General features: G+C 44.4%; 20 protein-coding genes. 3 read left to right on the top strand and 17 right to left on the bottom strand.

Features of this window, described 5'->3' with window-relative positions:
• Window positions 1–18: 18 nt before the first annotated feature.
• The 6 genes from AC0YN7_RS09205 to AC0YN7_RS09180 all read right to left on the bottom strand — a co-directional run bounded on the left by AC0YN7_RS09205 (window position 19) and on the right by AC0YN7_RS09180 (window position 5,082).
• Window positions 19–711 carry a sugar transferase gene (locus tag AC0YN7_RS09205; protein WP_475809679.1) on the bottom strand — a complete coding sequence of 231 codons (693 nt, stop codon included), beginning with the start codon at window positions 709–711 and terminating at the stop codon, window positions 19–21.
• Window positions 708–1,616, bottom strand: coding sequence for a UTP--glucose-1-phosphate uridylyltransferase GalU (gene galU, locus AC0YN7_RS09200; protein ID WP_475809678.1), 909 nt, complete (start codon window positions 1,614–1,616; stop codon window positions 708–710). The genes AC0YN7_RS09205 and galU overlap by 4 nt, the downstream gene beginning before the upstream one ends.
• Window positions 1,617–1,679: 63 nt before the next feature.
• Window positions 1,680–2,372 (bottom strand): CpsD/CapB family tyrosine-protein kinase, encoded by a 693-nt coding sequence (locus AC0YN7_RS09195; RefSeq protein WP_475809677.1) that lies wholly within the window; start codon window positions 2,370–2,372, stop codon window positions 1,680–1,682.
• Window positions 2,353–3,108 (bottom strand): YveK family protein, encoded by a 756-nt coding sequence (locus AC0YN7_RS09190; protein ID WP_475809676.1) that lies wholly within the window; start codon window positions 3,106–3,108, stop codon window positions 2,353–2,355. The genes AC0YN7_RS09195 and AC0YN7_RS09190 overlap by 20 nt, the downstream gene beginning before the upstream one ends.
• A 144-nt stretch (window positions 3,109–3,252) precedes the next feature.
• Window positions 3,253–3,558, bottom strand: a complete 306-nt coding sequence (locus AC0YN7_RS09185; RefSeq protein WP_475809675.1) for a hypothetical protein — start codon at window positions 3,556–3,558, stop codon at window positions 3,253–3,255.
• A 744-nt stretch (window positions 3,559–4,302) separates the two neighbouring features.
• Window positions 4,303–5,082: a squalene/phytoene synthase family protein gene (locus tag AC0YN7_RS09180; protein ID WP_475809674.1), complete on the bottom strand. Its 780-nt coding sequence runs from the start codon at window positions 5,080–5,082 to the stop codon at window positions 4,303–4,305.
• A gap of 355 nt (window positions 5,083–5,437) precedes the next feature.
• On the opposite strand from AC0YN7_RS09180, the gene AC0YN7_RS09175 reads away from it, so the two are divergent.
• Window positions 5,438–5,992 (top strand): methylated-DNA--[protein]-cysteine S-methyltransferase, encoded by a 555-nt coding sequence (locus tag AC0YN7_RS09175; RefSeq protein ID WP_475809673.1) that lies wholly within the window; start codon window positions 5,438–5,440, stop codon window positions 5,990–5,992.
• Window positions 5,993–6,811: an SPL family radical SAM protein gene (locus AC0YN7_RS09170; protein WP_475809672.1), complete on the top strand. Its 819-nt coding sequence runs from the start codon at window positions 5,993–5,995 to the stop codon at window positions 6,809–6,811.
• Between the two features lie 9 nt (window positions 6,812–6,820).
• Here the strand turns inward: AC0YN7_RS09170 and AC0YN7_RS09165 are convergent, their stop codons facing one another.
• A complete protein-coding gene (locus AC0YN7_RS09165) occupies window positions 6,821–7,501 on the bottom strand; it encodes a DNA alkylation repair protein (RefSeq protein WP_475809671.1) in 681 nt (226 codons plus the stop codon).
• 21 nt (window positions 7,502–7,522) lie between these two features.
• Window positions 7,523–8,143, bottom strand: coding sequence for a DNA-3-methyladenine glycosylase family protein (locus AC0YN7_RS09160; protein WP_475809670.1), 621 nt, complete (start codon window positions 8,141–8,143; stop codon window positions 7,523–7,525).
• Between the two features lie 228 nt (window positions 8,144–8,371).
• Here AC0YN7_RS09160 and AC0YN7_RS09155 point away from each other — a divergent pair, with 228 nt between their 5' ends.
• The gene (locus tag AC0YN7_RS09155; RefSeq protein WP_475809669.1) at window positions 8,372–9,049 is read left to right on the top strand and encodes a GntR family transcriptional regulator; all 678 of its coding nucleotides are present in this window, start codon (window positions 8,372–8,374) and stop codon (window positions 9,047–9,049) included.
• Window positions 9,050–9,230: 181 nt separating this feature from the next.
• On the opposite strand, the gene AC0YN7_RS09150 is transcribed toward AC0YN7_RS09155, so the two are convergent.
• The 9 genes from AC0YN7_RS09150 to AC0YN7_RS09110 all read right to left on the bottom strand — a co-directional run bounded on the left by AC0YN7_RS09150 (window position 9,231) and on the right by AC0YN7_RS09110 (window position 25,263).
• Entirely contained in the window at window positions 9,231–10,691 is a 1,461-nt protein-coding gene (locus AC0YN7_RS09150; RefSeq protein WP_475809668.1) for a M81 family metallopeptidase, read from the bottom strand.
• A 27-nt stretch (window positions 10,692–10,718) separates the two neighbouring features.
• Window positions 10,719–12,152, bottom strand: a complete 1,434-nt coding sequence (locus AC0YN7_RS09145; protein ID WP_475809667.1) for a carbohydrate-binding family 9-like protein — start codon at window positions 12,150–12,152, stop codon at window positions 10,719–10,721.
• A 97-nt stretch (window positions 12,153–12,249) separates the two neighbouring features.
• Window positions 12,250–12,372, bottom strand: a complete 123-nt coding sequence (locus tag AC0YN7_RS09140) for an SDR family oxidoreductase (RefSeq protein WP_475809780.1) — start codon at window positions 12,370–12,372, stop codon at window positions 12,250–12,252.
• 171 nt (window positions 12,373–12,543) lie between these two features.
• A complete protein-coding gene (locus AC0YN7_RS09135) occupies window positions 12,544–13,671 on the bottom strand; it encodes a M20 metallopeptidase family protein (RefSeq protein WP_475809666.1) in 1,128 nt (375 codons plus the stop codon).
• Window positions 13,672–13,685: 14 nt separating this feature from the next.
• Entirely contained in the window at window positions 13,686–14,600 is a 915-nt protein-coding gene (locus AC0YN7_RS09130) for a fumarylacetoacetate hydrolase family protein (RefSeq protein ID WP_475809665.1), read from the bottom strand.
• Between the two features lie 156 nt (window positions 14,601–14,756).
• A complete protein-coding gene (locus AC0YN7_RS09125) occupies window positions 14,757–16,073 on the bottom strand; it encodes an aspartate aminotransferase family protein (RefSeq protein WP_475809664.1) in 1,317 nt (438 codons plus the stop codon).
• Window positions 16,074–16,161: 88 nt separating this feature from the next.
• The gene (gene ilvD, locus AC0YN7_RS09120; protein ID WP_475809663.1) at window positions 16,162–17,898 is read right to left on the bottom strand and encodes a dihydroxy-acid dehydratase; all 1,737 of its coding nucleotides are present in this window, start codon (window positions 17,896–17,898) and stop codon (window positions 16,162–16,164) included.
• 23 nt (window positions 17,899–17,921) lie between these two features.
• Window positions 17,922–18,695 (bottom strand): SDR family NAD(P)-dependent oxidoreductase, encoded by a 774-nt coding sequence (locus tag AC0YN7_RS09115; protein ID WP_475809662.1) that lies wholly within the window; start codon window positions 18,693–18,695, stop codon window positions 17,922–17,924.
• Window positions 18,696–19,929: 1,234 nt separating this feature from the next.
• Complete coding sequence (locus AC0YN7_RS09110) at window positions 19,930–25,263, bottom strand: DUF4838 domain-containing protein (RefSeq protein WP_475809661.1); 5,334 nt, start codon at window positions 25,261–25,263, stop codon at window positions 19,930–19,932.
• Window positions 25,264–25,461 lie beyond the last annotated feature (198 nt).

Raw genomic sequence — 25,461 nt, 5'->3', positions numbered from 1 at the left:
AAAGCTTCCTTGAATTAATTAGTACGCATCTTGAGAGGCTACAACAGCCTTCACCGTTCTGAACATAATTTTGATATCCAGCCAAATGCATCTTTTCTCAATATAAGCAAGGTCCAGCTCGACCATTTGTTTAAAGCAAAGATTGTTTCTGCCGCTAACCTGCCATAATCCTGTACAGCCTGGTGTAACGGTTAAGCGCTTTTTGTCATGATCCGTATAGTCCGCTACTTCCCTTGAAAGCGGCGGCCTTGGACCTACTAAAGACATATCGCCTCTAAGCACATTTAATAATTGCGGCAGCTCATCGATACTCGTTTTCCGAATAAATTTGCCTACCTTCGTAACACGCGGATCATCCTTCATCTTGAACATCGCACCGCTAATTTCATTCTTATCAAGCAAATCCTTCAAGAGCTCCTCGGCATTGGTCCGCATGGACCGAAGCTTAAACATGCGAAATGGCTTCTGATTTTTGCCGATTCTCGTCTGGTAGAAGAAGACTGAGCCCTTCGGGTCCTCCAGCTTAATAAGGATCGCGACGAGGACCAGCAGCGGGCTTAACATAATCAAACCAGCTATCGAGCCGCAAATATCAATGGTACGTTTGAGAAATAAGTACAAATCAGTTTGGCTTTGAACCTCTGAATTCGTTCTTGCTTTTGAGTAATAATCGGATACGCCGACTATTACTTCATCCCGTGGAGGCGTCATCTTCTTTCACCCCTTCCTAAAATCAACTGCTTGCCAAGTTCACGCTCCATTATTTCCTCAAGCCCCGTCATCAGCGGGTGTCTAAGCTCACTGTTTCGAAGTGCAAAATCGATCGTCGTCATAATAAATCCGAGCTTCTCGCCCACATCATAACGAATACCTTGGAAATCAAATGCATATACGCCCTTATCCAAATTAAGCTTTTGAATCGCGTCGGTCAGTTGAATTTCTCCGCCAGCCCCGAGCTCGTGTCTCCCCAAATATTCGAAAATATCCGGAGTCAACACATAACGGCCCATAATAGCCAGGTTTGATGGAGCTTGTCCTTGCGGCGGCTTCTCTACAAACCGAGTCACCTCATAAAGATTATCAACTCTCTCGCCTGGATCAACGATTCCATATCGATGAGTTTGATCGACACCCACCATCTGAACACCAATTACAGAGCGTCCGGTACGCTCGTACTGTTCAATCAACTGCCTGGTGCATGGCACTTCGGCCTCCACGATATCATCGCCAAGCAGCACGGCAAATGGTTCATCACCAATGAAATTGCGCGCGCACCATACGGCATGTCCAAGGCCCTTCGGCTCTTTCTGCCTTATGTAATGAAGATTTACGTTAGAGGATTTTCTAACCTTTTCCAAGATATCGAACTTCCCTTTTTCCTCCAAAGTATGCTCGAGCTCAAATGCAATATCGAAGTGATCCTCGATTGCTCGTTTCCCTTTGCCTGTCACGACGATGATATCCTCCACACCCGATTCAATCGCTTCCTCCACGATGTATTGAATGGTCGGCTTATCAACTATAGGAAGCATTTCTTTCGGCATTGCTTTCGTTGCTGGTAAAAAACGAGTACCGAGTCCTGCGGCGGGGATAATAGCTTTAGTTACTTTTTTCAATTGATATCACCCTATCCTATTATTTTTGTATTTCTTTACAGCCATTTATTGAGAGAAATGACGCTATGCGTCATCTCGTTCTCCATAGTAATAAGAATAAATATCGGAGTCGTTTTGGTTGATCTTATTAAGAACGACGCCGAGCAGCTTTGCCTTCACATGCTCGATAGAAGCCTTTGCTTTGAGCACAACTTCTTTTTTCACTTTTCCTGAGTCGATGACAAGCACAACACCATCGCTTTGGGTAGCTACAATTTGGGCATCCGTGACTGACATAATTGGTGGAGTATCGATAATAATGACGTCATACAGTTCCCTTGCTCTGCTCAGCATTACAGCCATCTGGTCAGACGAGAGCAGCTCTGAAGGATTAGGCGGTGTAGGTCCGGCATTCATAAGCCACAGGTTCTCCGTATTGGTATGCTGGATGACGTCCTTGATCTCCTTTTGATTAAATAATGCTGTCGTAAGCCCAATTCGATTCGATTTCCCAAAAATAAAATGCTGGGAAGGCTTTCGCAGATCTGCATCTATAAGAAGCACTCGTTTGTTCGCTTGGGCAAAAGCGACGGCTATATTGGCGCATGTCGTGCTCTTGCCTTCACTCGGCTTAGAAGAGGTAACCATAATGACTTGCAGCTTATAATTAATTGTCGAGAACTCAATGTTAGTCCTCAGCATCCGATAGCCTTCGGAAATCGGTGATTTAGGATTAATTGCAGTGATAAGGTTCCATTTAGGAATCAAGCGAGACATTGCTTTCCCTCCCAACCTTTTTCGGTAGCGGTGCATTGCTTTTTGGTACAATCGAATCATTTTCATCAAACTTCGGAATCGATGCCAGTACAGGTACTTGTAGAAGCTCCATGATATCCTCCTCCGTCTTGACCGTGTCATCCAAATAATCGAGCAAGAAGGAAATTCCAACCCCAACCATTAAGGCAAGCACGAATGCGACTGCAATATTCATATTCGGATTCGGAGCTACCGGACCGTGATTCTCTTTCGGATCCGCTTGGTCCAATACGGTTACATTATCAACCTTCATCAGCTCTGGAACTGACTTTTGAAAAACGATAGCTACAGCATTTGCGATCTCAGCCGCTTTCTCATACGAATCATCTCGAACTGTAATGGACATAACCTGTGTTTCATTGACCGAGCTGACACTTACCTTGCTAATGAGCTCCTGGAACGTCACATCAAGATTCGGATACTCCTGCACAACCTTTTTCATCATACGAGGCGTTCTTAAAATTTCCTTATAGGTTTTGATAAGTCCAATCGTAGAGTTGATGGAGCCAAGATCAATACTTGGAATCAGTGAGCTGCTTTCCTTGTACTGGTTGATAATTAGTTTGGCGGAAGCCTCATATTGCGGTTTGATGAAATAATAGGAGTAAATACCAATGCTCAAACAACTAATTGCTATAATAAGCACGATCATTAACAGCCTTCTTTTGACGATCATTCCATATTGTTTTAATTCCAAAATGTTTCCTCCATTATCAAATCCGTCATCTCCCATACTGCTTCAGGAATAGTTATTCTTAATGAGTATAGTATGTATGAATTTATTCAAAACGCGAACTTTTGGACATGGTTTTATCAGACATCCAACTAATAACCGAGATTACTAATCCAAGTTATATAGTCGTTGTCCCCCCGTATTCATAAAATCATCAACTGTTCCGCCATTTATAATATGATCCATCATATCGTCCGAGCAAGCTTCAAACCCCAGCTTCCTAAGCAGCATGGATACTAGCGCAGCCATATCAACAGATTCATTCGATGGTTGATAACCGGTGAACATAAGAAGCTCTGTTAATGATCTCGTTTTCTTGGTCCCCTCTTGATTATTTAGGTTAGGATCTTCGGATAGCATTTTCAAAAAACGCTTCAGCTTTACTTGCTTCTGCTCCTGACTCGAAACATTCATCTTTGCAATCCTCCATTCATCAAGGTCTTTTATAACTCTAGACTGCTACAAACGAAAGGATAATACAACCTATATTAGGAGGTTCTAATATTAGCAAAATATAATTTGACCTCTATTGCTTTCTGCTTTGAGTCTAATTATGACACAATAGCTCACATTTCTTGAGGGAATAAAGACATGGTGTCGATTAGACAATCTTACTCATTTTCTTTATGAATTTCATAAGTAAAGTCTCCTAATACATCGGGATAATAGGATATCAACCCGCATATAATTATGGAAAATATTATTTAATTATTATGATGAAAGCGTTTAATCGTCATATTTGATCTTCCTTCTTTAGACTCATTTAACCATATACAAAAAATGACTATAACCCTTTTAAAATAAAGGATACTGCACTTATATAACTATGCTTAACATTATGAATTCGTAAAAAATGACACTATTTCTGTAATAAAATAAGGGACTATTGTCTAGCTTGTTGAAAAACCAGGATAAAAATAGCTATTCGACATTTTTTGCGACTATAAATGACAATAAAAAAAAGTGTTAAGATATAGTTTTTACCTAAAATAAAATAAAAAACTAAGCTTTTCCGTCTATACGGATCAGCTTAGTTCCAAATTAGTTCCAAAAAAACATCTATTGATGATTTGTAGAAAGCATATTTAGTTTCTGTTCCCCTATTTATCAATAGGTTATCGGGATTTTTTTACTATCAATCAGGATTAATGGACATGACTAATTGACTTGATTCACAAGCTTCATGACCATATCGCGCGTTAGCTTGTTACCGCCGGCAGCAATAAGCTTTACTGTAGCATGAGCTAAAGTAAGTGGTATTTTGCAGAAGGTTACTGCTGGGCCCGTTTTCAATTCCTTCACATACGCATCAGCCAGCTTTAAATTGCGACGTGTATATTGCAGCATTTCCTTTTGTCCCCAACCCTCTGGAAAGAAGTTTACGCCCCGCTCCGCATCCTCTTCTTTGTTGCGAAGAATATTTACAGCTTGGAGCCCTCTGCCGAAGGCAACTGCTTTCACGTGATCGGATTTCGTACCGTCATGCCAAAACCATATTTCCGACAGCATTTCCCCTACCATACCCGCAACACTGTACGTATAACGGTCCAAATCCTCTTCTGTCCGAATCACAAATTGATTCTCAACCCATTCGGCCATTTCCTTTGCCATCATAGATGTATAACGATAAACAACTTGATTGACCGATGGTGGACATAGAAGAGCCCACTCGTCTAGCTGCATCGTAACCGCTGGCAGCACATCCTTATATGGAGCAAGCAGCTTTTGTGTTCTATCAATCACGTCCGAGGATTTAAACGCTTCATGAAGCGCTAGCAGCAGCTCGATCTTCAATTGATCCGCGATCTCTTCGTGATCCTCGATCTCATCAATTGCGCGCATACATAAATAGGCAGATGTGACTGCCTCTTTCACGCCTAGACCGAGGCGACTAATCGGAATATAGAAAGTTCTGCTTGTATTTTTTAGCATAGTCATTGCAGTATTCAGAGTAAATACCCCTTTCAGAACAGTTCAACTTATTTAGGTTAACCTCATATAAAAAATTCTACATGTTTATACCCCGCTGTGCAACAAAAGTCACAAAAAATAGCGATGTTTTATACTGTTTTTCAAAAAAAGCCATTCATGAGCATCGTAAGCAACAATATTTCATGAATAGCTTTTCTATTTTTACTATTTCAATCGATTTTTATGCCTTCAAGGAGCAACCATTTCGTTATCTTGCTGTTACAATCAACAATACGTACAAACGCACACATTGGGGGTTATACTTATCGTAGAGATAAATAAGAGAGGGATAGCTAGATCATTTGCTGGAGGTAATTTAAATATGAACAATAAAACGAATACTCCGATTTATTGGACTTTATTGACACATGACGATTGGAACATGCATATGGCAGCAACGTCTGAAGGTCTTTGTTATGTAGGCTCTCAAAATCAACCTTTTGATGAATTAGCTGACTGGGCCAATGTCCGTTTTCCGGGCTCTGCATTAATCCAAAACGATAAGCTGCTGCAGCCCTACGCAACAGAACTTATCGAATATTTGCAAGGGACACGCAAAAGCTTTAAAGTTCCGTTCGACTTTCGTGGGACACCCTTTCAATTGGCTGTGTGGAACGCACTCTGTGACATTCCTTATGGACAAACAAAGTCGTATTCGGAAATTGCTGAACAGATTGATAAACCGGCCGCAGTTCGCGCAGTTGGTGCTGCCATTGGCGCAAATCCCGTATTAATTACCGTACCTTGTCATCGTGTTATCGGGAAAAATGGAGCTCTAACTGGCTATCGCGGCGGTATCGATATGAAAACGAAGTTACTCCGTTTGGAAAAAGAAGTTACAAATTATATAGCAATACAATCGGATTGGAGTCTTTAAATGAAAACAGAATATTTATATAAGCAGCCGAAAACACTATTAAATAAAGGGACTGGCTTTCTATCTGGCTATAGTCATTCGCTGAATCCCTATACGGGCTGTTCATTTGGCTGCTCATATTGTTATGTGCGGCAAATGCCAGTGTCTACTTTCCGGAACGCAGAGTGGGGAACCTGGGTTGATATCAAAAAGGATGCAGCAGAAGTATTCGGGAAAGAGCTTCAGAGAGCCAAAAAAAAAGGGCCGGTTACTATCTTTATGTCTTCGAGCACAGATCCCTATCAGCCCATTGAGCATAAAGAAAAAATAACCCGATCTTTACTCGAAGTCATGGCTGACAATCCGCCCGACTTTTTGTTCGTCCAAACCCGCAGTCCGCTTGTTCATAGAGATATTGATCTGCTTAAACGTCTTGGTGAGAAGGTACGTGTAAGCATGACGGTGGAAACTGACCGAGAGGACATCCGCAAGCATTTTTCGCCGGAAGCCCCTCCTCTCAGCGCCAGATTTAAGACGCTGCAATTGTTGGCTGACGCAGGCGTTCCGACACAGGCAACGATAGCTCCAATGCTGCCGAGCAGTGAAGAATTTGCCGAGACACTGCGCCAGCTTGTCAACCGCGTCTGTGTGGATGATTATTACATGGGAGACGGAAGTGGAGGAAAACGGACACGTCAATTAGGTATTCATGCTTTGTACAAAGAGCTGGGTTTGGAAGAGTGGTACCACCCCACAGCCTATCAACTTGTTTATGAGCGTTTGAAGCAGGTTTTTCCTGAGGATCAAATCTATGTGAGTCAAAAAGGCTTTGAACCTTAAAAGCTTTAGTTAACGTTTCATGCCCCGAATTAATTGTTTCGTTTCCTTATCCACCCGGTGTGATTCTGTAATTTTTTGTAGAGCTTTATTGTACGTGAAATCATCTAACTCATTATTTATTAAATACGTCATGGTAGGATCAGGCAGCTTCACGTAACAGATGGATACTGCCCAAGCAACCGCCATTTTTACATAATAGTCCACGCGAATAGTGTTATCCAAACGTGTTAAAACGCTGTCGATATATTCCTCTTCTATATAGAAGTTAAGCAGCATAACGACTCCAAAACGTATTTCATATTCCTTCTCAGACAAGAGATAAGGCTGTAGAAAATCCCATACTCTTGTCTTATTCGTCTTCGTGAACTTTAGTCCTGTACAAAAGCTGTCACATACCGACCAATTATTGATTTTAGGAATAAATTCAGCTACATAACGCAGCATTTCTTCAACATCTGTTTTGATATAACCGATCACCATGCCTTGCAGCATAACTTCTTCAAAAAAATCACTCTCGGCCTGCTCCAGGTAGGCTCGCCAATCGTCGTTTACAATGAATTTGGCGAGCTTGCGCAGCTCCGGCAGCCTAACTCCCAATACATTATTAATAGTTGGGATAAGCGATGCCGAAAATTTTTGATATTTCTCATCTGCCATTTCAAATAACTGTTCCTTAATTGTTGTATCCACTCGATTGCTCCTTGTCCTTAATTACGATTCAAATGAAATTTCCCATAAATAAATGGAAGCTACCGAGCCCAATGGCGAATATTTGAGGCGGTATTGTTCAAACTGTTCTTTTGTAATAGAGGGCAGTCCATACAGCTTCATCATCCCTCTGCGAATGGCAATATCTCCCCAACTGACAACATCACGGCGTTCCATCGAATTGATCAGCAGCATTTCCGCTGTCCATTGGCCAACTCCCTTTAACGTCATCAGCTTTTTGATAACTTCCGCATCAGATAAGCTAGGAAGCTCTTGCAAATCAAAACTACCTTTCGCGATGATTTGTGCAATATTTTGAATGCAAACAGCCTTTTTCATCGTTAACCCGCATTTTTGTATATCATCAGCAGATTGTATGGCTAGATTATGCGGAGAAATCTCTCCAAGCTGCCTCTGCATTCTTTCCCAAATGGTATGAACCGCTTTAACCGAAATGAGTTGGCCTACAATGGCATAGACGAGCGCAGTGAACAGGTCAGGAATGATCAACCGCTCAACCTTGCCCAAACGTGTCATCGCAGCGCCAAGTGTTTCATCCACGCTTTTCAGGTAACCTATTTCATCTTGCCCATAGCTAAAATTTTTGGTTATAACAGTTCCCATTCAACCATTCCCCGTCCTGACCTTAATACACTCCCTTAATTCTACCACTAAACATAAGCTACTTTAACTATACTTCAACATCGTACGTTTGTATGGATAGTTGATTATAATAGCAAGATAATGAAATTAAATTGTCTACAATATTACAATACGATGTTTACAAACGAATTATATAAGTTATAATTTTCATATAGGAAAGCTTAGGCTTTAGAGGAGCGTGCAAGATAAATGGATAACTTTCAATTTGATGAACAAAAGACAACCTCACTACGCCATAAAATTACCGATGATATCCGTAAAGCTATTTTTAAAGGTCACTTAAAACCGGGAAGCCGTCTTCGTGAAGTAGAAATATCTAAACAAATGGGTGTCAGCCGTGGGCCGATCCGTGAAGCGATGCGTATGCTTGAGCAAGAAGGGCTGCTGTATTCGCATCCCTATAAGGAAACTATGGTTGCTGAAATTACGGATGAAGAAGTATCAGAGGTACTGATTCCAGTCCGTCTAACCCTTGAGAAATTCACGATACGTAAAGCATTGCCCCTTATGGACGAAACACATTACGATCGACTAAGAACCTTCATCAAGGAAATGAAAGAAGGTGCCCAGCAACAGAATATATCCAAAATGGCAGATTGTGATCTAGCCTTCCATGAATACTTGGTCACCCTGTCGGGGATGAGCAATATGATTACTATATGGAAGTCTATCTACAACCGGATCCGACTGCATTTCATTACACAAGTGAGTGCTTACGAGGATCTGAATGTTCTATGTCAAGAGCATGAAAGTCTGCTGCTTACGATTATAGAGGGTGATTCCGACAAAGTATCCGAGGCACTGACCGCACATATCAATACAGTCAACTTCGGGATTAAGCAGGGGAATAATCCTTCCCTCGATTAATCCACATAACCAACCGCCCATCTTAAATGATAAATTTCAAGATAAATCGGTATTCAGAGACAACTATTTGAATACAAATTAATGGATAATTAACTCAGTCTTGAACTCCGTAAAAGGCGCGATACAGCAGATCATCATTGATGAATGCTGTACCGCGCCTTTTTTCACTTAGGACTTGCAACTAAAGCACTGAATCAAGAGGATAAATCGGTCGCTTTATATGCTTATAATTGAAATGTTGTAAATTAGCACTGCAGCAGCCTGGTGTGTCCAGATAGATAGTATGCCGACAAACCGAGCCGAATGCGGTTTTCCATGCGACAGCTGCTTTGACGACGATAATATGGAAATCCTCAGCACGCAGTCCGACACAACCAATATGATTCGGATCCCACGGTCCTACACGTTTCTCGGTCATGACGATGGTTAAGTTTCCTGCTTCAATAACGGCCGTTTTGCCCATCGTTGCCCACTGTCCTGTCATATATTCGCCAATATGCTTATAATTCCCGTCCGATAACAGGCGGATTTTCCCTCGGATGTGAACTGGATCACCGTGCAGATGATCGCTTTTCCCACCAATCTCGGATTCGAAAATCGCTCCAACACCTAAGCGATGTGCTTCTAGCACGGCGTTTTCATCACGAATAACAATGAGGCATGTTTTCGTGGCATCAACTAGGTGCTGCAGCGTATGCGTAGCATCCCCTGGTCCGCCGCCTCCGACATTGTCGGAGCCTTCAACGAGAATAACTGGTCCTTCCGTCAATGCCATTGCCTTGGAGATTGCCTCTACAACTGGCGTATCGAGATGAGTCAGCTGCTCACGGCTGTTCCAAGCCATCTGACACAGTTCATCCGCGTATTGATCCGCTAACGCTTGGTCGTCATTAGTCGTAACTACAAATGCTATCCCTGCATCAGGGACATCGCTGTAAGGAAAACCTCCTGCGACCGTTATAGATAACACTCTCGGATCACGCTCAATGGCAAATGTCCGCTCCATAATATCCTTGAATGCTCCATCCTCTTCAGTCATCATCGTCTGAGGAACAATGAGCATCTGCGGAAACTTAAGCGCACGTACTGGCTTAATGTTTCCTTTAATTGTATGGATAAGCAGCTGGGTTGCTTCTCTGGCTCTTTCATACGCATCAACATGAGGATAAGTATCGTAGCCAACTACGATTTCAACATGATCGATCATAAGTGGTGTAATTGTAGCATGTAAATCCAACGTTAACGCAACTGGTACGTGAACCCCGACCTTATTGCGAATCCGACGCAGCAGCTCACCTTCGAAATCGAGATAGTTTTCAGAAACCATCGCTCCATGTAAAATGGCGACGACCCCGTCGGCTGTAGTATCTATCGAATTTATCAGAGCATCCAGCAGCGTATCCGCTGTCTCCGCTGTTACCATCCCGCTTGGTACTGCTGAAGTGTAGAATCCTGCTGCTAGCTCCGCACCTGCATCTTTAACCTCATCTACAACGCCGCCCATCGATGTACGAGTCCCCGTATAGCGATATAGGAAGCTTTCATTGCCAGTCACCCACTCATGGGCAAAATCTCTTATTTCTGTTATTCCAGGTGCGAACGTATTCGTTTCATGGATCACACCTATAACTGATATTTTCATAGCCGCTTATTCCCCCTGTGGCATCGCCTACTCAAAAATAACTGCACCAAATCTTGAAGGTGTATGAAAATCAACTATACCCGTTGGAGACCATGCCCAATAATGACGTTCACCCTGTAAATCTTCATCAATGCGATAAAAGTTTATTTTCCACGTTGTACCTTTCACTGGCACTTTATCGAAAGCGGCTACCGGCATAGTGATATTATAATAACGATACCCCTGTTCGTCGGTAGTTACTTCTGTTTGCATACCTTCTACATGCCAGCTAGTATCTACAACTAGTCTCTTTCCCGGCTCATTCACAATAAGCGCATCAAAAATCACGTTGAGCGGACTAAATTCTAATTCCTTATAATGTATGCCTTCTCCAGACTCATCAATAAAAATCTCTACTACATCTTCTTCGTAAATAGGATCATCATGATTGGTATAGTTCGCTACAACATGATCATCTTCGCATGCAAAATGTACATGAACATAGTCAGCGGTACGACACATTTTAACGAGTGTTGACAGCCTTGGCTGCTCTCCCGCCACTGTCCCAGACAGCTGAAAACCTTCAATCGCCGCCCAATCGACGACTGGCTCTTCACTATATGTACATGAATACGTATAATTTTGATTGGCTCTCATACTCCAACACCTTCCGGGCAGCTCACTGCGAAATATCTCAACGTTGCCATGATCAGAGATCGTCACATAACAGGTGCGGCCATCAGGTCCACCAAAAGTAATGTTCGTACAGTCTTTGCCTATTAACTGAATTTCTCGCAGCAGCTCACCTGATGGCGAGATCATCGCGATACACCCTTTGCCAATCCGCGTCGCATATAAATTACCGCTCACATCACAACGCATTCCATCTAATCCGAAATCCGGAAATGAAATGAGTAAACGTTTATTGTTGATCTCATAGCTTGGAGAAAGATCGTATGCCCAAATATTGCGCTGTATCGTTTCGTTCACATAAAGTGTTTTCTCATCGGGACTAACCTCAATACCATTGGTCGTCCCCATATTTTCTTCCAAAAGCGTCGTTTTTCCATCTAGATCAATTCGCCACAAATTGCCCGTCGATTGCTGCCAATTTGGATCGGACGCGAATAACGTACCATCTTTTGTTATCGCAATATCATTAGGCTGATTCATCGCTGGCTCATGTGCATATACGCTTATGTGCTTGGTCCCAGCAGCTACCTTCAAAATGTTATGGCCGCTATAATCAGCGATAAACATATCACCTGCTCGATTAAATCGGATTCCTGAAGCCGTGCTTCCATCAGGCAATTCAACATAAATACTGCACTCGCCATCAGGTGTAACCCTACCAATTGTATGCGATCGCTCAAACTCTACCGCATACAGATTGCCTGCTTGATCGCAAGCGGGCCCTTCTATTCCAGCGGTGAAGCCCGAAGGAGCTGTAAAGGCTCTGCTTACATACAATTCGCTACTCATATTGTTCATCTCCTTCTCTGCTAACTTAGAAGCGCACTTGCAGCTCCGATGTCATTATTTCTCGTTCCTTATGAAGAGAAGGCATGCAAGCGTATAGCTAACCTCCGTTCACTGGATACATTGAACCCGTCGCATAGGACGCTTCACCGGAAAGTAGAAATGCTGCCACTCTATTAATCTCATTTGCATTCCCGCTCCTGCCGAATAGACTTTCGCATATTCAACAGCCATCACGATCTACCATGCCATATTTCTGACCTATCCAAATCATACGATAAGAATAGATTATTGTAAATAATCTTCATTAAGATTGTAGACAATATAATCGCACAAAAAATAACAAAAAGCTTCTTCGTTTTTTAAACAAATCAGCTTTTTTTTGTAATAACTATTAAGATAGACGATTCAGCACAAGCTCCGTGAACAGGGAAGCACCTAATGAAATACTTTGTTCATTAATTGTGAATTTTGGACTATGCAAACCATAAGCTTCCTCCGCGTTCTCGCTCGGGCCAGATCCTAGCCAGAAATAACAGCCTGGGAAATGCTGCTGGTAGAAAGCGAAATCCTCCCCTCCCATGGAAAGCTCAGCATCTACACAGTGATCTTCTCCAATAAGACGTCTCGCTGCTTCTCTTAATGTTTTTTCACAATTTTTATCATTGAATACCACTGGGACCTGTCTTATATACTTAACTTCCGCTGTACATCGATAAGCATCTGCAATACGACCTGCTAATCTTTCTATCCGTTCTGGCATACACTCACGTATACCATTTGAATACGTTCTAATCGTACCTGTCATTTCCACCAATGAAGGGATCACATTATTCGCCGTACCTGCATGAATGCTGCCAATACTAACCACCACCGGTTCAATAGGCGAAATTTCACGGCTTACCGTTGTTTGTAAGCCCATAACAATCGCTGATGCCGCAACAATAGGGTCGATACACTGTTCTGGCATGGAACCGTGCCCACCCTTGCCATGTACAGTGATGTCAATACGATCGATCGCAGACATGAAAGGACCAGCCTTGGTGGCAATCTGACCAGTTGAGAGCGTCGGTAAATTATGCAGCCCATAAATTTCATCAACACCCGTTAATACACCCTCGTCTATCATTCGCTGAGCAGCAGCCAATATCTCCTCAGCAGACTGAAATATAAAGCGAACGTTGCCCGCCATACGGTCTTGATAGCGAACTAGAAGTGATGCTGCTCCCAACAATATAGTCGTATGCACATCGTGACCACAAGCGTGCATCACCCCTAATATTAAAATAGGGGCAGTAATACCAGCCTCTCGCAATTCCAATGCTTCATCTAAAATAGCGACAGCTAAGTAGTCAACGCCGCACCCTATAGCTTCCTTGGAAACTTCGACTGCACCATGACCATAAGCATCTGCTTTCACTACAGCCATCAACTTCATCGATGAGGGGATAACACTACGAAACCCTTCAATGTTATGGCGCAATGCATTCAATGAGATTTCGGCCCGAGTCGCTTGAAACAAATCATACTCTCTCTTTATTTTTTCCATTCTGAACGACGATCAGGATTTTCCGCAACAAACCGATTGGTTAATTGACCCAGCTTCTCTATAGTAATTGTCACCTCATCGCCTGGTTGAAGATAGACCTGTTCATCGAGCGGCTTGCCTAGAACTACTCCTTCTGGCGTTCCCGTCAAGATAATATCTCCGGGCACCAAAGTCATGTGCTGAGAAATATAACTAACAATTTCAGAGCAGTAGAATATCATATCCGAAGTATTCGAATGTTGTCTGACCTCGCCATTAACAGTTGTGTGTATGCTCAACTGATTCGGATTGCCAACCTCATCAGCCGACACCAAATAAGGGCCAAGCGGACTAAAATCATCACAGGTTTTACCGAGCAGCCATTGCTGCGTTCGCAATTGCAAATCCCTGGCAGACAAATCATTTACAATCGTATACCCATATACGTAATCCAAAGCCTGATCCTGCGGCACATATTTCGCTTCTTTTCCGATTACGATTACCAACTCAGCTTCGTAGTCCATCTTCTCCGTAACACGAGGAATCGCAATATTAGACAGGTTGCCGGTTAGTGAATTATTAAATTTGTTGAATAAGATCGGCACCTGAGGATAAGGAGCATTCGTTTCATCTGCATGTTTTTTGTAGTTCAGTCCTACACAAATCATCTTGTTCGGGCGAGTCACGCATGGCCCCCATTTCAAATCACTTTCTTGGAGCCACACATCCTCATTCATCTGAGCTTGATTCGCCAGAAGCTCCAATTTAGCTATCGCTTCTTTACCTCCTTGAATCAATTCCATATCGCATCGAGGAGCATCGCCCTCATATACCGCCAGTGCGGCTGTTACATCAAGCACACGATCTCCAACCATCATTCCTAACGCAGACTGGCCCTCTTTGATAAAAGTAAGTGTCTTCATATATTCACTCCGTATTTAGGCATTTTTTCCGAAAGTAATTCCTCTATCCATATAGAACGGTGAGCCTATCTATCATAAAGGACGAATCGTCAGAAGCTAGAAAAAGCTCGATTTTGATTACTCCCTTCGGATGTCCAAGTTCACCGCAAAAAAAGTTTAAATTCGAGCAATCGCACGCTCAAGTGCTTGCAGAGTTGCATCAATTTCCGCATCTCCGTGCACAGCGGACACATACCATAGACCATTCGGACGAATGAGTACACCTTCATCAAGCATCAGTTCTGCCAAACGGGAATATTTCGCTCCGTCACGCTTGTTGAATGAGACGAAATCCTCCACCCTTTCTTGCTCTGTAAACATGAAGTGGAAAACAGGTCCTAAATGATTAATAACCCCAGAAATACGATGTTTCGCAAGTACCGCTCGGATGCCTTCGACCAGCTTGCTCGCTACTTGCTCCATCTGTCCATAAATTGCTCCATCGTCTTTACCCAGTTCATTCAAAATAGTCAATGCTGCTGCCGTCGAGACACAGTTGCCGTTCAACGTTCCGAGGTGGCTGACCGTACCATTCTCAATCAGTGACATAATTTCTGCTTTACCTGCAACTCCGCTGATTGCTATACCACCGCCCATCGCCTTGCCTATAGTAACCAAATCAGGTTTAATACCGAACTTGCCATGCGCTCCACCAAGCCCTAGCCGGAATCCGGTAATAACCTCATCCATAATCATGACTATACCGAGCTCCTCAGTCAGTTTACGCATATATTGCAAATAACCTTCCTTCGGCTGAATACATCCAGAATTGCACATGATAGGCTCAGTTATAACGGCAGCTATCTCGTCTTTGTGATTGCGCAAAGCTGTTTCCAGCGCAACCTTGTCATTCCAAGGAAGCAGGATTACTTCTTGCAGACTGGTCTCACTTTGTCCCCCGGTGCCCGGTTGCACGGCATCAATGGATGAAGCCTTAACCCCAGTGGATTGTCTCATGTCTGAGCTTGGAAACGATGTGAAAATGGTATCCGACCAGCCATGATAATGTCCGTGGAAGCGGACAATCTTCCGTTTGCCTGTATGGGCACGCGCTAGTCGCAATCCCAACATCACCGCTTCTGTGCCAGAGCCGCTCAACACAGCGCGATCTGCACATGGCAGTATTTCCGTAAGCAGCTTCGCAAGCTCAATCTCTCCGGTATGCTGCAGCCCATATGTAGCACCCGAGCTCATAGCTTCTGTCACACTTTGAGTCAGCGCAGGATGTGCGTGTCCCAGAATAAGCGGACCATAGGCTAGCAGATAATCGATATATTCATTGCCATCCACATCTTTAATACGTGCACCGCTTCCGGATTTCGCGAATAAAGGCGTCGGTTTCATCGCTGCGCGCAGCGATGAAGCTACTCCGCCTGCCAAATACTTTTTGGATTGTTCATATAAGTCAATCGAGGTTTGATAATTTTTAGCCATATAAGTAGCCCTCCAATAAGTTCGAGTGTTTACGATAAAATTCAAAATACGAGTTTATAAGTCACTTGGTTGTCTTTGCTAATTACTATTAATAGCTTGAACATGAGCCGCCTTCGAGAGCAGGTCTTGCAAGCTTCGTGTATTGTCCGAGTACACCCTTATGAGAAATGAGCGGAGCTGACCAGCTTAGCATACGCTTCTCAATAATTTCCTTGATCTCCGCTTGCGTGCGTTCCACACCCTCTGTTCCAACGATATCTATTCTTCTGTTGGGAATATCAATCAGAACCAGATCATTATTCGCAACTACTGCAATCGGTCCGCCATCTACAGCTTCAGGTCCCATATAACCAACACAAGGTCCGCGTGTTGCACCCGAGAATCGACCGTCTGTTACAAGTGAGGTTGTATGCGAGAGTACAGGATCAGATGCGATAAGCTCCGACATGAAAAACATCTCCGGCATTCCAGTCGCTCGCGGTCCCTGATAACGGATTATAATCACATCTCCAGGTACAATCCCCTTATTTACAACTGCATCTACTGCTTCTCTTTCCGTGTCATATACCTTTACCGGTCCTTGATGCACCATCATAGATGCAGAAACGGCCGACTTCTTAATCGTCGCTCCACGTGGAGCTAGATTACCAGTCAGTACAGCAAGTGAACCTTCCGACTTCAACGGCTTGCTGATTGGGTAAATGACATTCCGACGATTCAGCTTGTAATTTGCTAGGAACATCTCGGCAAATCGCGGCATTTCATTCTTGCGGTACTCTTCAATGTTTTCCCGCAATGTCTTCCCAGTCACTGTTAATACATCGAGATGTAAAAATTGTTCAAGCTCAATCATCACCTGCGGCACCCCGCCTGCGTACCAGAACAATTCCGTTGGGTATTGACCTGCGGTTTTCGTATCCACGAGCACTGGAATGCGACGATGTATCTGATCAATCTCCTGTGCTTCCAGCGGCATGCCGATTTCACGAGCAATCGCGATCAGATGCATTACAGCATTCAGCGATCCACCGATAGCAGAATGAACCATAATCGCATTTTCGAATGCTTCGCGCGTTAGAATCTTAGCAGGAGTAATCTCTGCCTGTACAAGCCGCATGACTTGTTGTCCAGCTGCCCGTGCTGCACGGCTGATCTCCGCATTTGTCGCCGGAATAAGCGCTGACCAAGGCAACGCCAATCCCAAAGCCTCTGCCATCACCTGCATAGTTGCTGCTGTTCCCATATATTGACAAGCACCACAGGTCGGACAACATGCTCGCTGGAATGCCAAAAACTCTTCCTTCGTCATTTTCCCCTGATCGACTTCCACGCTCATATGCCATAACTCTTCATTAGATCTCATGCATGGGCCTGCGCCCATTGCACCTCCAGGCACATGAATTGCCGGTATATTAAGTCGAGCAATTGCCATTAAATGAGCAGGAACCGCCTTATCCCCTGCCGATGACAGCACCATCGCATCGAACGGTGTAGCGAGTGCATGAATTTCTACCATTGAAGCGATCATATCTCTTGATGGCAGCGAGTAACTCATTCCATTATGCGCCTGAGCTATACCGTCACATATATCTGTAGTTGTATAAATCGCAGGCTTACCGCCCATCTGGAAGACACCTTTCTCGACTTCGCTGATCAATGCATCCAAATGGTAAGAGCTCGGATGGCTTGCCCCGTGAGTACTCTCGATAAGCACTTGAACCTTATTCAAATCTTCTACCGTCCAATCCATAGACATCCGAAGAGCATCACCTTCAAAGCTAATTTTGCGAACTTTCTGACTTTCTAAATTGCTCGTGTTCTCCATTTGAACTCTACTCCCCCATAATTTTAATAAACTTCTGCTGTCAATCCACCATCAACAAACAAGTGATTTCCTGAAATAAAAGATGCATCGGCCGAAGCGAGGAACACTAGTGTCTTAGCAACCTCGTCAGGCTCAGCAATGCGACGCAGCGGATAATGTCGATATACTTCCTCCCGCGCTTTAGCCGGATCAGGCTGAAAATCGAAAAATTGCTTAACCATCGGCGTTTGCACATCTCCTGGACATATGCAGTTCACCCGAATGCTATATTGTCCATAGGAAACAGCCATGGACTTAGTCAGGGCAATGATTGCCCCTTTAGTAGCACCGTATATAGATAGATCAGGGTCACCAACTACACCTAGCACCGAACTGATCGACAATACAACGCCGCTTCGTTGTTTCATCATAATAGGAAGTGCATATTTACAACCCAAAAATACACCCTTCAAATTCACATTAATCGTCTGATTGAAATCAGCTTCCTCATATTCATGCAATGGCCCCATAATCTGAATAGCGGCATTGTTAACCAGAACATCAAAGCTTCCGAATTGATCGTTTACTAATGAAACGGCTTGTTCCATCTGCACAGCGTTACTAACATCCGCATGAATAGCTATACTTCTTCCACCGGCCCTTATAATCGAATCCGCCACACGCTCGGCCGCTTCTTGGTTATAATCCAATACGGTAACCTGTGCTCCTTCAACTGCGAATTGGTGCGCGGTTGCTTCGCCTAGACCCTGCCCGGCACCTGTTATCAGTACAGATTTCCCCTCAAGTCTCCGATTCAAAAACTCCCCACCTCGGCTCGTGTTAATGAATTTCCATAACTTACAAACATTATAATTCAATGTTGTATGATTGTCTACAATGTTACACCGTCATATTTGTAATATAAAAATAGTCTAGTTAATCATTCATTGCATGGCTTGTGTCCCTATTAAATAGAGAACAATCCTTTTTTCTTGGACTACCAACAGCTATATTTATTTTCAAAATAACTTTCGAGAGACCAAGATTGGGGAAATGTTCTTAAGTAAGCACTTCTGTGTCCTCAGCCTTATTAGCGATGTCTGTTAGTTTCAATATTTGAATTAAATCAGAGATCAAAAGGATAAGCTGTGATTTAGTTTCAGAATTTGAAATTAATCGCTGAATTTGCTTGATCTGAGCCTCCTTTTGGTGATTTAATTGCAAATTCTGAAATTAGCTCGTCTCAAATTCCATGATGACCCACGATAGTTTCACAAAGTGAAACTAAGTTAACTACACTTCCGGGCCGTCAGACGAACAGGTATTTTTCATCGAGATAGGTATCAACAAATTTGTGCATAGAGGCAGAATGACAAGATGGTGACATGGACATGGAGATGGAGATAGAGATGGAGATAGAGATAGAGTTTGAGTTTGAGTTTGAGTTTGAGTTTGAGTTTGAGTTTGAGTTGAGTTTGAGTTTGAGATATGGCAGTAGTCGTGGCACACAAAAAGATGACTCCTTGAAATCAGAAGTCATCTGCTGTTTGTATTAGTCTAATAAAAAACGTAAACGTCCGGCTCTCCCACCCTCTACGTCGAAGTCGTTCGTCTCGCGCAGATAAATAAATAACTTTATAAGTGATTACTTATATTTTTTATCTAGTTAGAAAAATCCACACATTATATGTCTTACCTGCTTCCGTATCAAAAACGATCGTTTGTCCGTTATACGTTACTTTGCGGCTTCTGCCATTCAATGAAATAACCGTACAATTCTTCAAGCGCCCTTGCTGCCATTCAATATCTGCTTTGGACCTTCCGCTTGCTGTCCCTTCACCATTCCCTCAGTCCATATTCTATCGAAGTTACTTTGTCACAGGGGCTTCAACCTAAGAATCTCTCCACCTGTTGCCCATCAGTTACTAAGGTGACTTGGTTCTTACCTCGACCGGACTCTCACCAGTTAGTTGTGTCTAACTTGGTTAGCCGCACAAACATAAATAGAGCCCGTGCGAAATGCCACGGGCTCTTGACAAGCCGATTATCGATTCATTTTTTTACCAATTCGGCATCATCCAGGTAGAAAGTCTCGCCAGCTCCGAAGTTTGATGCCTCGAATCCGACCAGCGCTTTTACGACTTGCTTCCCGTCTACTTGTTCAGGAATATCAAAAGTTAATTTCATCTGTTCCCAAGTTCCATTGCTAATAGTCGCTGGAGTAAGCGTCCCCAAATACTGCTTCAGTTGTGTGCCGTCCTCTGCCTGAAGATTAACGAACATTTGGACCGTCCCGCTTGCCATCGAGCCTTGCGGCTTATAGAGATAAGCAGTGTATTCATACTGTCCGTAATCGGTCAACCTGACGGTCTGGCTCGGCCATACCAAGCTCGTTCCAGACAAGTTCAAACTGTATTTGCCGGTTCTGGCTTGTTCATCGCTTCTCCCCACGAAACAGGTTACCGGGTTGCCGCCGCACCCATAGCCCCAAGGCAAAGCAACGGCATACGCGTATTCGATTTCGAAGGAAGAATTTCTTAATACGGAAGCTAGTGAATCAGCCGTAATGGTGATTTCCGGGCTCAATAGCATGCCCTCATTTTTATACGTAACCCGGTATTTCACGGTTTGTGCCAGTTGAGCCGGCGTAACGATCGGCACGGTTAGCGTCGCCGTATGTGCAGCTGCATCCCAGTTCACTGCGATCGGATGTTCACCTATCGCCTCGTGGCCGTCAACAATCGCTTGCACGGTGAAGTCTGCCGCAACAGGCACTTCTTCCGGGGATTTATTGAAGGCAGCCTGCACAATTCCGTTCTCACCGGTTACTCCCGTTAACATTAATTCATCAGCCGACAATTCCTCCAAGGTAAAGTCGTCCGCATATACCCAACCTGCGCCAGCCGCCTTGTAAATGACGATCGTGACATGGGAGAACCCTTCAGGCGGCGTAAATGTGATCGTATATTTCTTATACTCGTCAGAGTCAACCGTCACGTGGGCTCCTGTCAGTCCAACATCAGGAACGTCCCAAAAATTCATACCGACCAAATTAATATCCGGTTCTCCCGAAGCTTTCGCATAGAATGTAAGTTTATAGGTTTTACCGCTTTCAACGAATACATCTTGCTCGATGCTGCTCCCTTTGACTTTCAAAGCCTGATTACCTGAGTAAGCATCATTCGTCAGTTCAGCAACCGTATCGGGAAAATCGAACCACTCCGACAAGCCATCTTCAAAGCCTGGATTCTTTACGGTTGTTTCATTCATTGACAGCAAAATTAACTTCAATGCATTCCTAACGGTTGAAGAAGGCGATTCTTCGACCAACTGTTCAATTCGCTCTACCATCTCGCTATTCGGATGAGTCGTTATCCATCTTGAAAGCGCCTTTGTCTCATTGCTGGAAACGGCTCCCCAATTGAGTGGGCCTTTATATTGGTAAAACAGCTCATACGTAATATAATCAGCAAATTCCGCAACAAGCGTCTTCCTTTGATCCATCTTGGCGATTCTGTCTAGTATTTTGTTCAGTAAATCCGTCGCTTCAGCATCACTTGCTGGCTCGGCAATCTCGGCTTTCATGTCCGTATAGCTTAGCTTCGACAACTCATAAAATTCAAACATACGCAGTAGGTCTTGTGCCCGTTTCTTCTGCTGCTGCGTCTGCGCCTTGGCAACAACGGATTCAAGAAGTTGCCTTCTGACAGCTAGATCGCTCTGCGATATGTCTCTCAAATAATCCGGAGAGAGCAAAGGCATAAAGTTAGGTCTTTCTGATGCATTCTTCCACGATAAATACCATTCAGTGTCAAATATATCCTGCTCCCAAAATTTTTGCCAAAAAGCATAGTAAGCCTTAAGATCTACCGCTGCTTCAGGTCCAACTGCTCTTTCGTACCATTCTTCAAGCAATGCGTCTACATCCTGTTGCGGATCCCACTGCAGTTTGGCTGACAAGTAAGGCTTTGGCCCTTCACCGAAATTGGCATACAGCTCGCTATAATAAGCACCTACTCCGATAGAAGCCGCGTACTGGTATTGATCTGCCATCAGTTGGAACGGCGTTCTCGGCATCACGTAGGGCGAGCCAAACAGGTAATCATAGAAGGCTACAGTCGCCCCCACTTGCGTCCACAATTCTGACAATTCATACGCGGTCTCCCGCATGTCCGGATCTCCCCATGAGACACGCTCGTCGGTAATATAGACGACAACTCTCGGATCAAGCTTTACGTCAGATGGTGGGTCGTAAACATTTAAGTAAGCATATGTGCCAATATATTTATCTGGATGCTTGGCGAAGACGCCTTTCGACACTTTATCTACCCAATCGAAATAAATATTTGACATGTCGACCATTCCGATTGAATTCAGCTTGGCCGAAGGATCGGTAGGGTCTGCCTCGCAAAATGCCGTTGTATCATTTATCCCTAACGAGTAGGAAGTAGCCTCCGGATGATTATCGAAATAGGCATTAATAATATCGATCGATTCGGCGACGATCCCGTTTGCTTGAAAGCAGGGATGTTCCGTTTCCAAATTTTTATCCTGCGTATTTGGTTTGTAAAATTGTGGGTATTGGGCCACTGGAAGCATTCGATATAAGTTATGTGTGAACTCGATGCCTCCATACATTTGCATTCGCAGGTTTCTCGCCCACTCAGCACGAAGAGGCAGCTCTTCAAGTTGTTCTTCAAAATTTCTAGTGAAAAATGCCGGTTCTTGCCTCACGTTATCGCCTATCGGGACAACCAAGCTTGTCGCCTGCGGAACGTCTTCCCATTCTTCCCCCGGCATTAACCAGCGTACGCCAACGTAACGCTCCAGAAATTCGTCGACACCATACTCCGTTCCCCATGCCGCCTTACCAGCAATCGTAATTCGTTGAGCATTCTGATGTATAACAAATCCGTCAGCACCCATGCTATCAAACAATGTGGATTGCTCCTGTTCGGTCAATCCTTTCTTGCCGATATAAATCTGAGTCCCTTCGTACTGTTCAGGCAAGTCCTGCTCGATCGGCTCTCCGTTGCCGCTCACGGGAGCATCCTGATCGATTGCATCCGCATGGACTAACATTGCATCGTCGATGTAGACGACTTCACCCGCAGCGAAATTCACACCCTCAAACCCGACCAGCGCTTTGACGACTTGCTTCCCGCCTACTTGTTCAGGAATATCAAAAATCATTTTCATCTGTTCCCAATTGCCGTTGCTCACGGTCGCTGCCGTGATCGTTCCCAAATATTGTTTCAGCTGTGTGCCGTCCTCCGCCTGAAGATTGACGAACATTTGAACAGTACCGCTTGTCGTAGAGCCTTGAGGCGTATAAAGTAACGCGGTGTATTCATACTGTCCGTAGCCTGTCAGCAAGACTTTCTGGTTCGGCCATACCAGGCTCGTTCCAGACAATTTTAAACTATATTTTCCGGTTCTGGCTTGTTCAGCGCTTCTCGTCACGAGACTGGTTGGTGCTTCGAAACCGCCGTTCCAATATTCCCAAGGTTTAGCATTGTAATATCCCGCATATCCCGCTTCGAAAGACGAGTTCTTGAGCAATGAACGACTAGGATTGGCTGCAATGAAGATCGTTGGACTGGCAAACGCTTCCCCGTCTTTGAATCTCACTTGATATTTCACAGATTGCTGTACATTCGCCTTTTCGACGCGCGTAACGTTTAATGTAGCTGTCTTCGCAGTCTCGTTCCAGGTTAAGTTGGCCGGGCTTTCATTTTCTGTCGTTACACCGTCAATAATAGCCTGTACTGTGAAGTCCGACGCAGCAGGCGGAGTGGCGGGTGGGTTAAAGTACTCAACATGAATAATTCCGTTCTCGGCCGTCACTTTGTCTGAATTCAGACGATCTACCAGCAACGGCAGCTCAACGCCAGTCGATTTCTTGACATACTTGATCAGCTTGCGAGCAGCAGCTCTCGTCTGGTCGTCGGTCGTGCCGCTGATAACCACCGAAGCTGCGGCGCTTCCCTCATCTACGATTTTCAGTGTGTCACCTGGGTCCGGGCTCGGACTTGGGCTCGGACTTGGGCTTGGTTGTGGATTTGTTGGCGTAGTTGTACCCGATCCTGACGAGCTGTCTGTCCGATCCTTATCTACTAGCTTTGCTTCTATCGTAACCGTGACTTGACTGCCGAAGTTCACTTTATCCGGCCACTTACTCAGGTTCGAACCGCTAACATGCACATTGGCTATGCGAATCGTTCCGTCACCAGTTACGGTGGCGATAGCGTCAAATGTGAACTCTTCAACTACAGTGCCCTGTTTAAGAACAACGTTGACGCTGACGCCTACAGGATGAACTTGCCCGAATCGGCCAAGCAAAACCACTTCCCGTGACAAGGCGGACTCACTCAGATTGATCTCTACATCGTTAAATCCGCTGCCAGCGCCGGTCAGCTCTCCTTCTTCCAAAATACCTCCGCTTTGCATAAGAACATTAGATATGGTAGTTGTGCCAGAAACGAAGATTCTAACCGGAGCATTGCGTTTGTCGACGATAAGTGTTCCCATCAATCGGGAATCCTTGATCTTAATACTGTTGCTCCCGCCGCCGAACACGTACGTTTTACCTTTGACCGTTACGCCGTCCAGGAAAACATCCCCTTCGCCGACGCCTTGCGTGATATAAAGATCGCCGGAGATAACGAGATTTTTCAACTCCATGCCCGCGGTGTTCACGACAACATTGCCTGCGTAATCCTCTTCGTAAGTCCCTTCATTCCTAACAAGCGCCCCCATGACGTTGTCGAGCATTTGCACGACCTCAGCTCTTGTGATGTGCTCTTGTGGAGCAAATCGATTCCCGCTTCTGCCCTTGATGTATTGTCGGCTTTGCAGCGAGGCTACTGCCGCAGATGCATAAGCTGAAATCTGCGCTGCGTCGCTGAATGCAGCCCCTTCCAACGAGGCATCCTCATAGTGAAAAGCGCGTGCAACAATAACAGCTGCATCCTGCCTCGTAATGGCAGCTTCCGGCTTGAACTTGCCTGTACCCGTTCCTTGAATCATACCAGCGGCGTACACGTTGGCAATCGCGCCGGCGTACCAAGCGCTGTTCTTCACATCCGCGAACGGATTGGCGTCAGCGGATTGCCGCTGCAGATTGAATACGCGATCGATCAGTGCTGCGAACTCCGCTCTTGATATCGCATCATTCGGACGGTATTGCCCTGCTCCATATCCTGTTAGCAGTCCATTATTCACCCATTTCGACATTGTACCCTCTGCCCAATGTCCGATTAGATCCGATTGAACACTTACTTCCCTGCTTGCTTCTGCATGATTGGCAACTTGCCCCCACAGCGATACAACCATACCCATTACGATTACGATCGGCAGTAATCGCTTTTTGATCTTCTTTGCCATTTAAGCTGCCCCCCTTCAAAGTATAAAACGCTGTTCATATCCTACACGTCATGTGAAAGTGCAGCCATTTTTCACAGTCGGGAACAGAACCTGGAAACGTTTCGTTCCAAAACAGTTTCATATCTTCATCTTATCTTTCGTTATGTAGGCGCTTCCATTATCAAAAGTCTACTTTTATACTCATTTGTATACTATTTC

The organism is Paenibacillus sp. J31R122 (assembly GCF_056269185.1).
The sequence above is the reverse complement of the archived record's forward strand: the minus strand, read 5'-3'. Positions and strand labels throughout refer to the sequence as shown.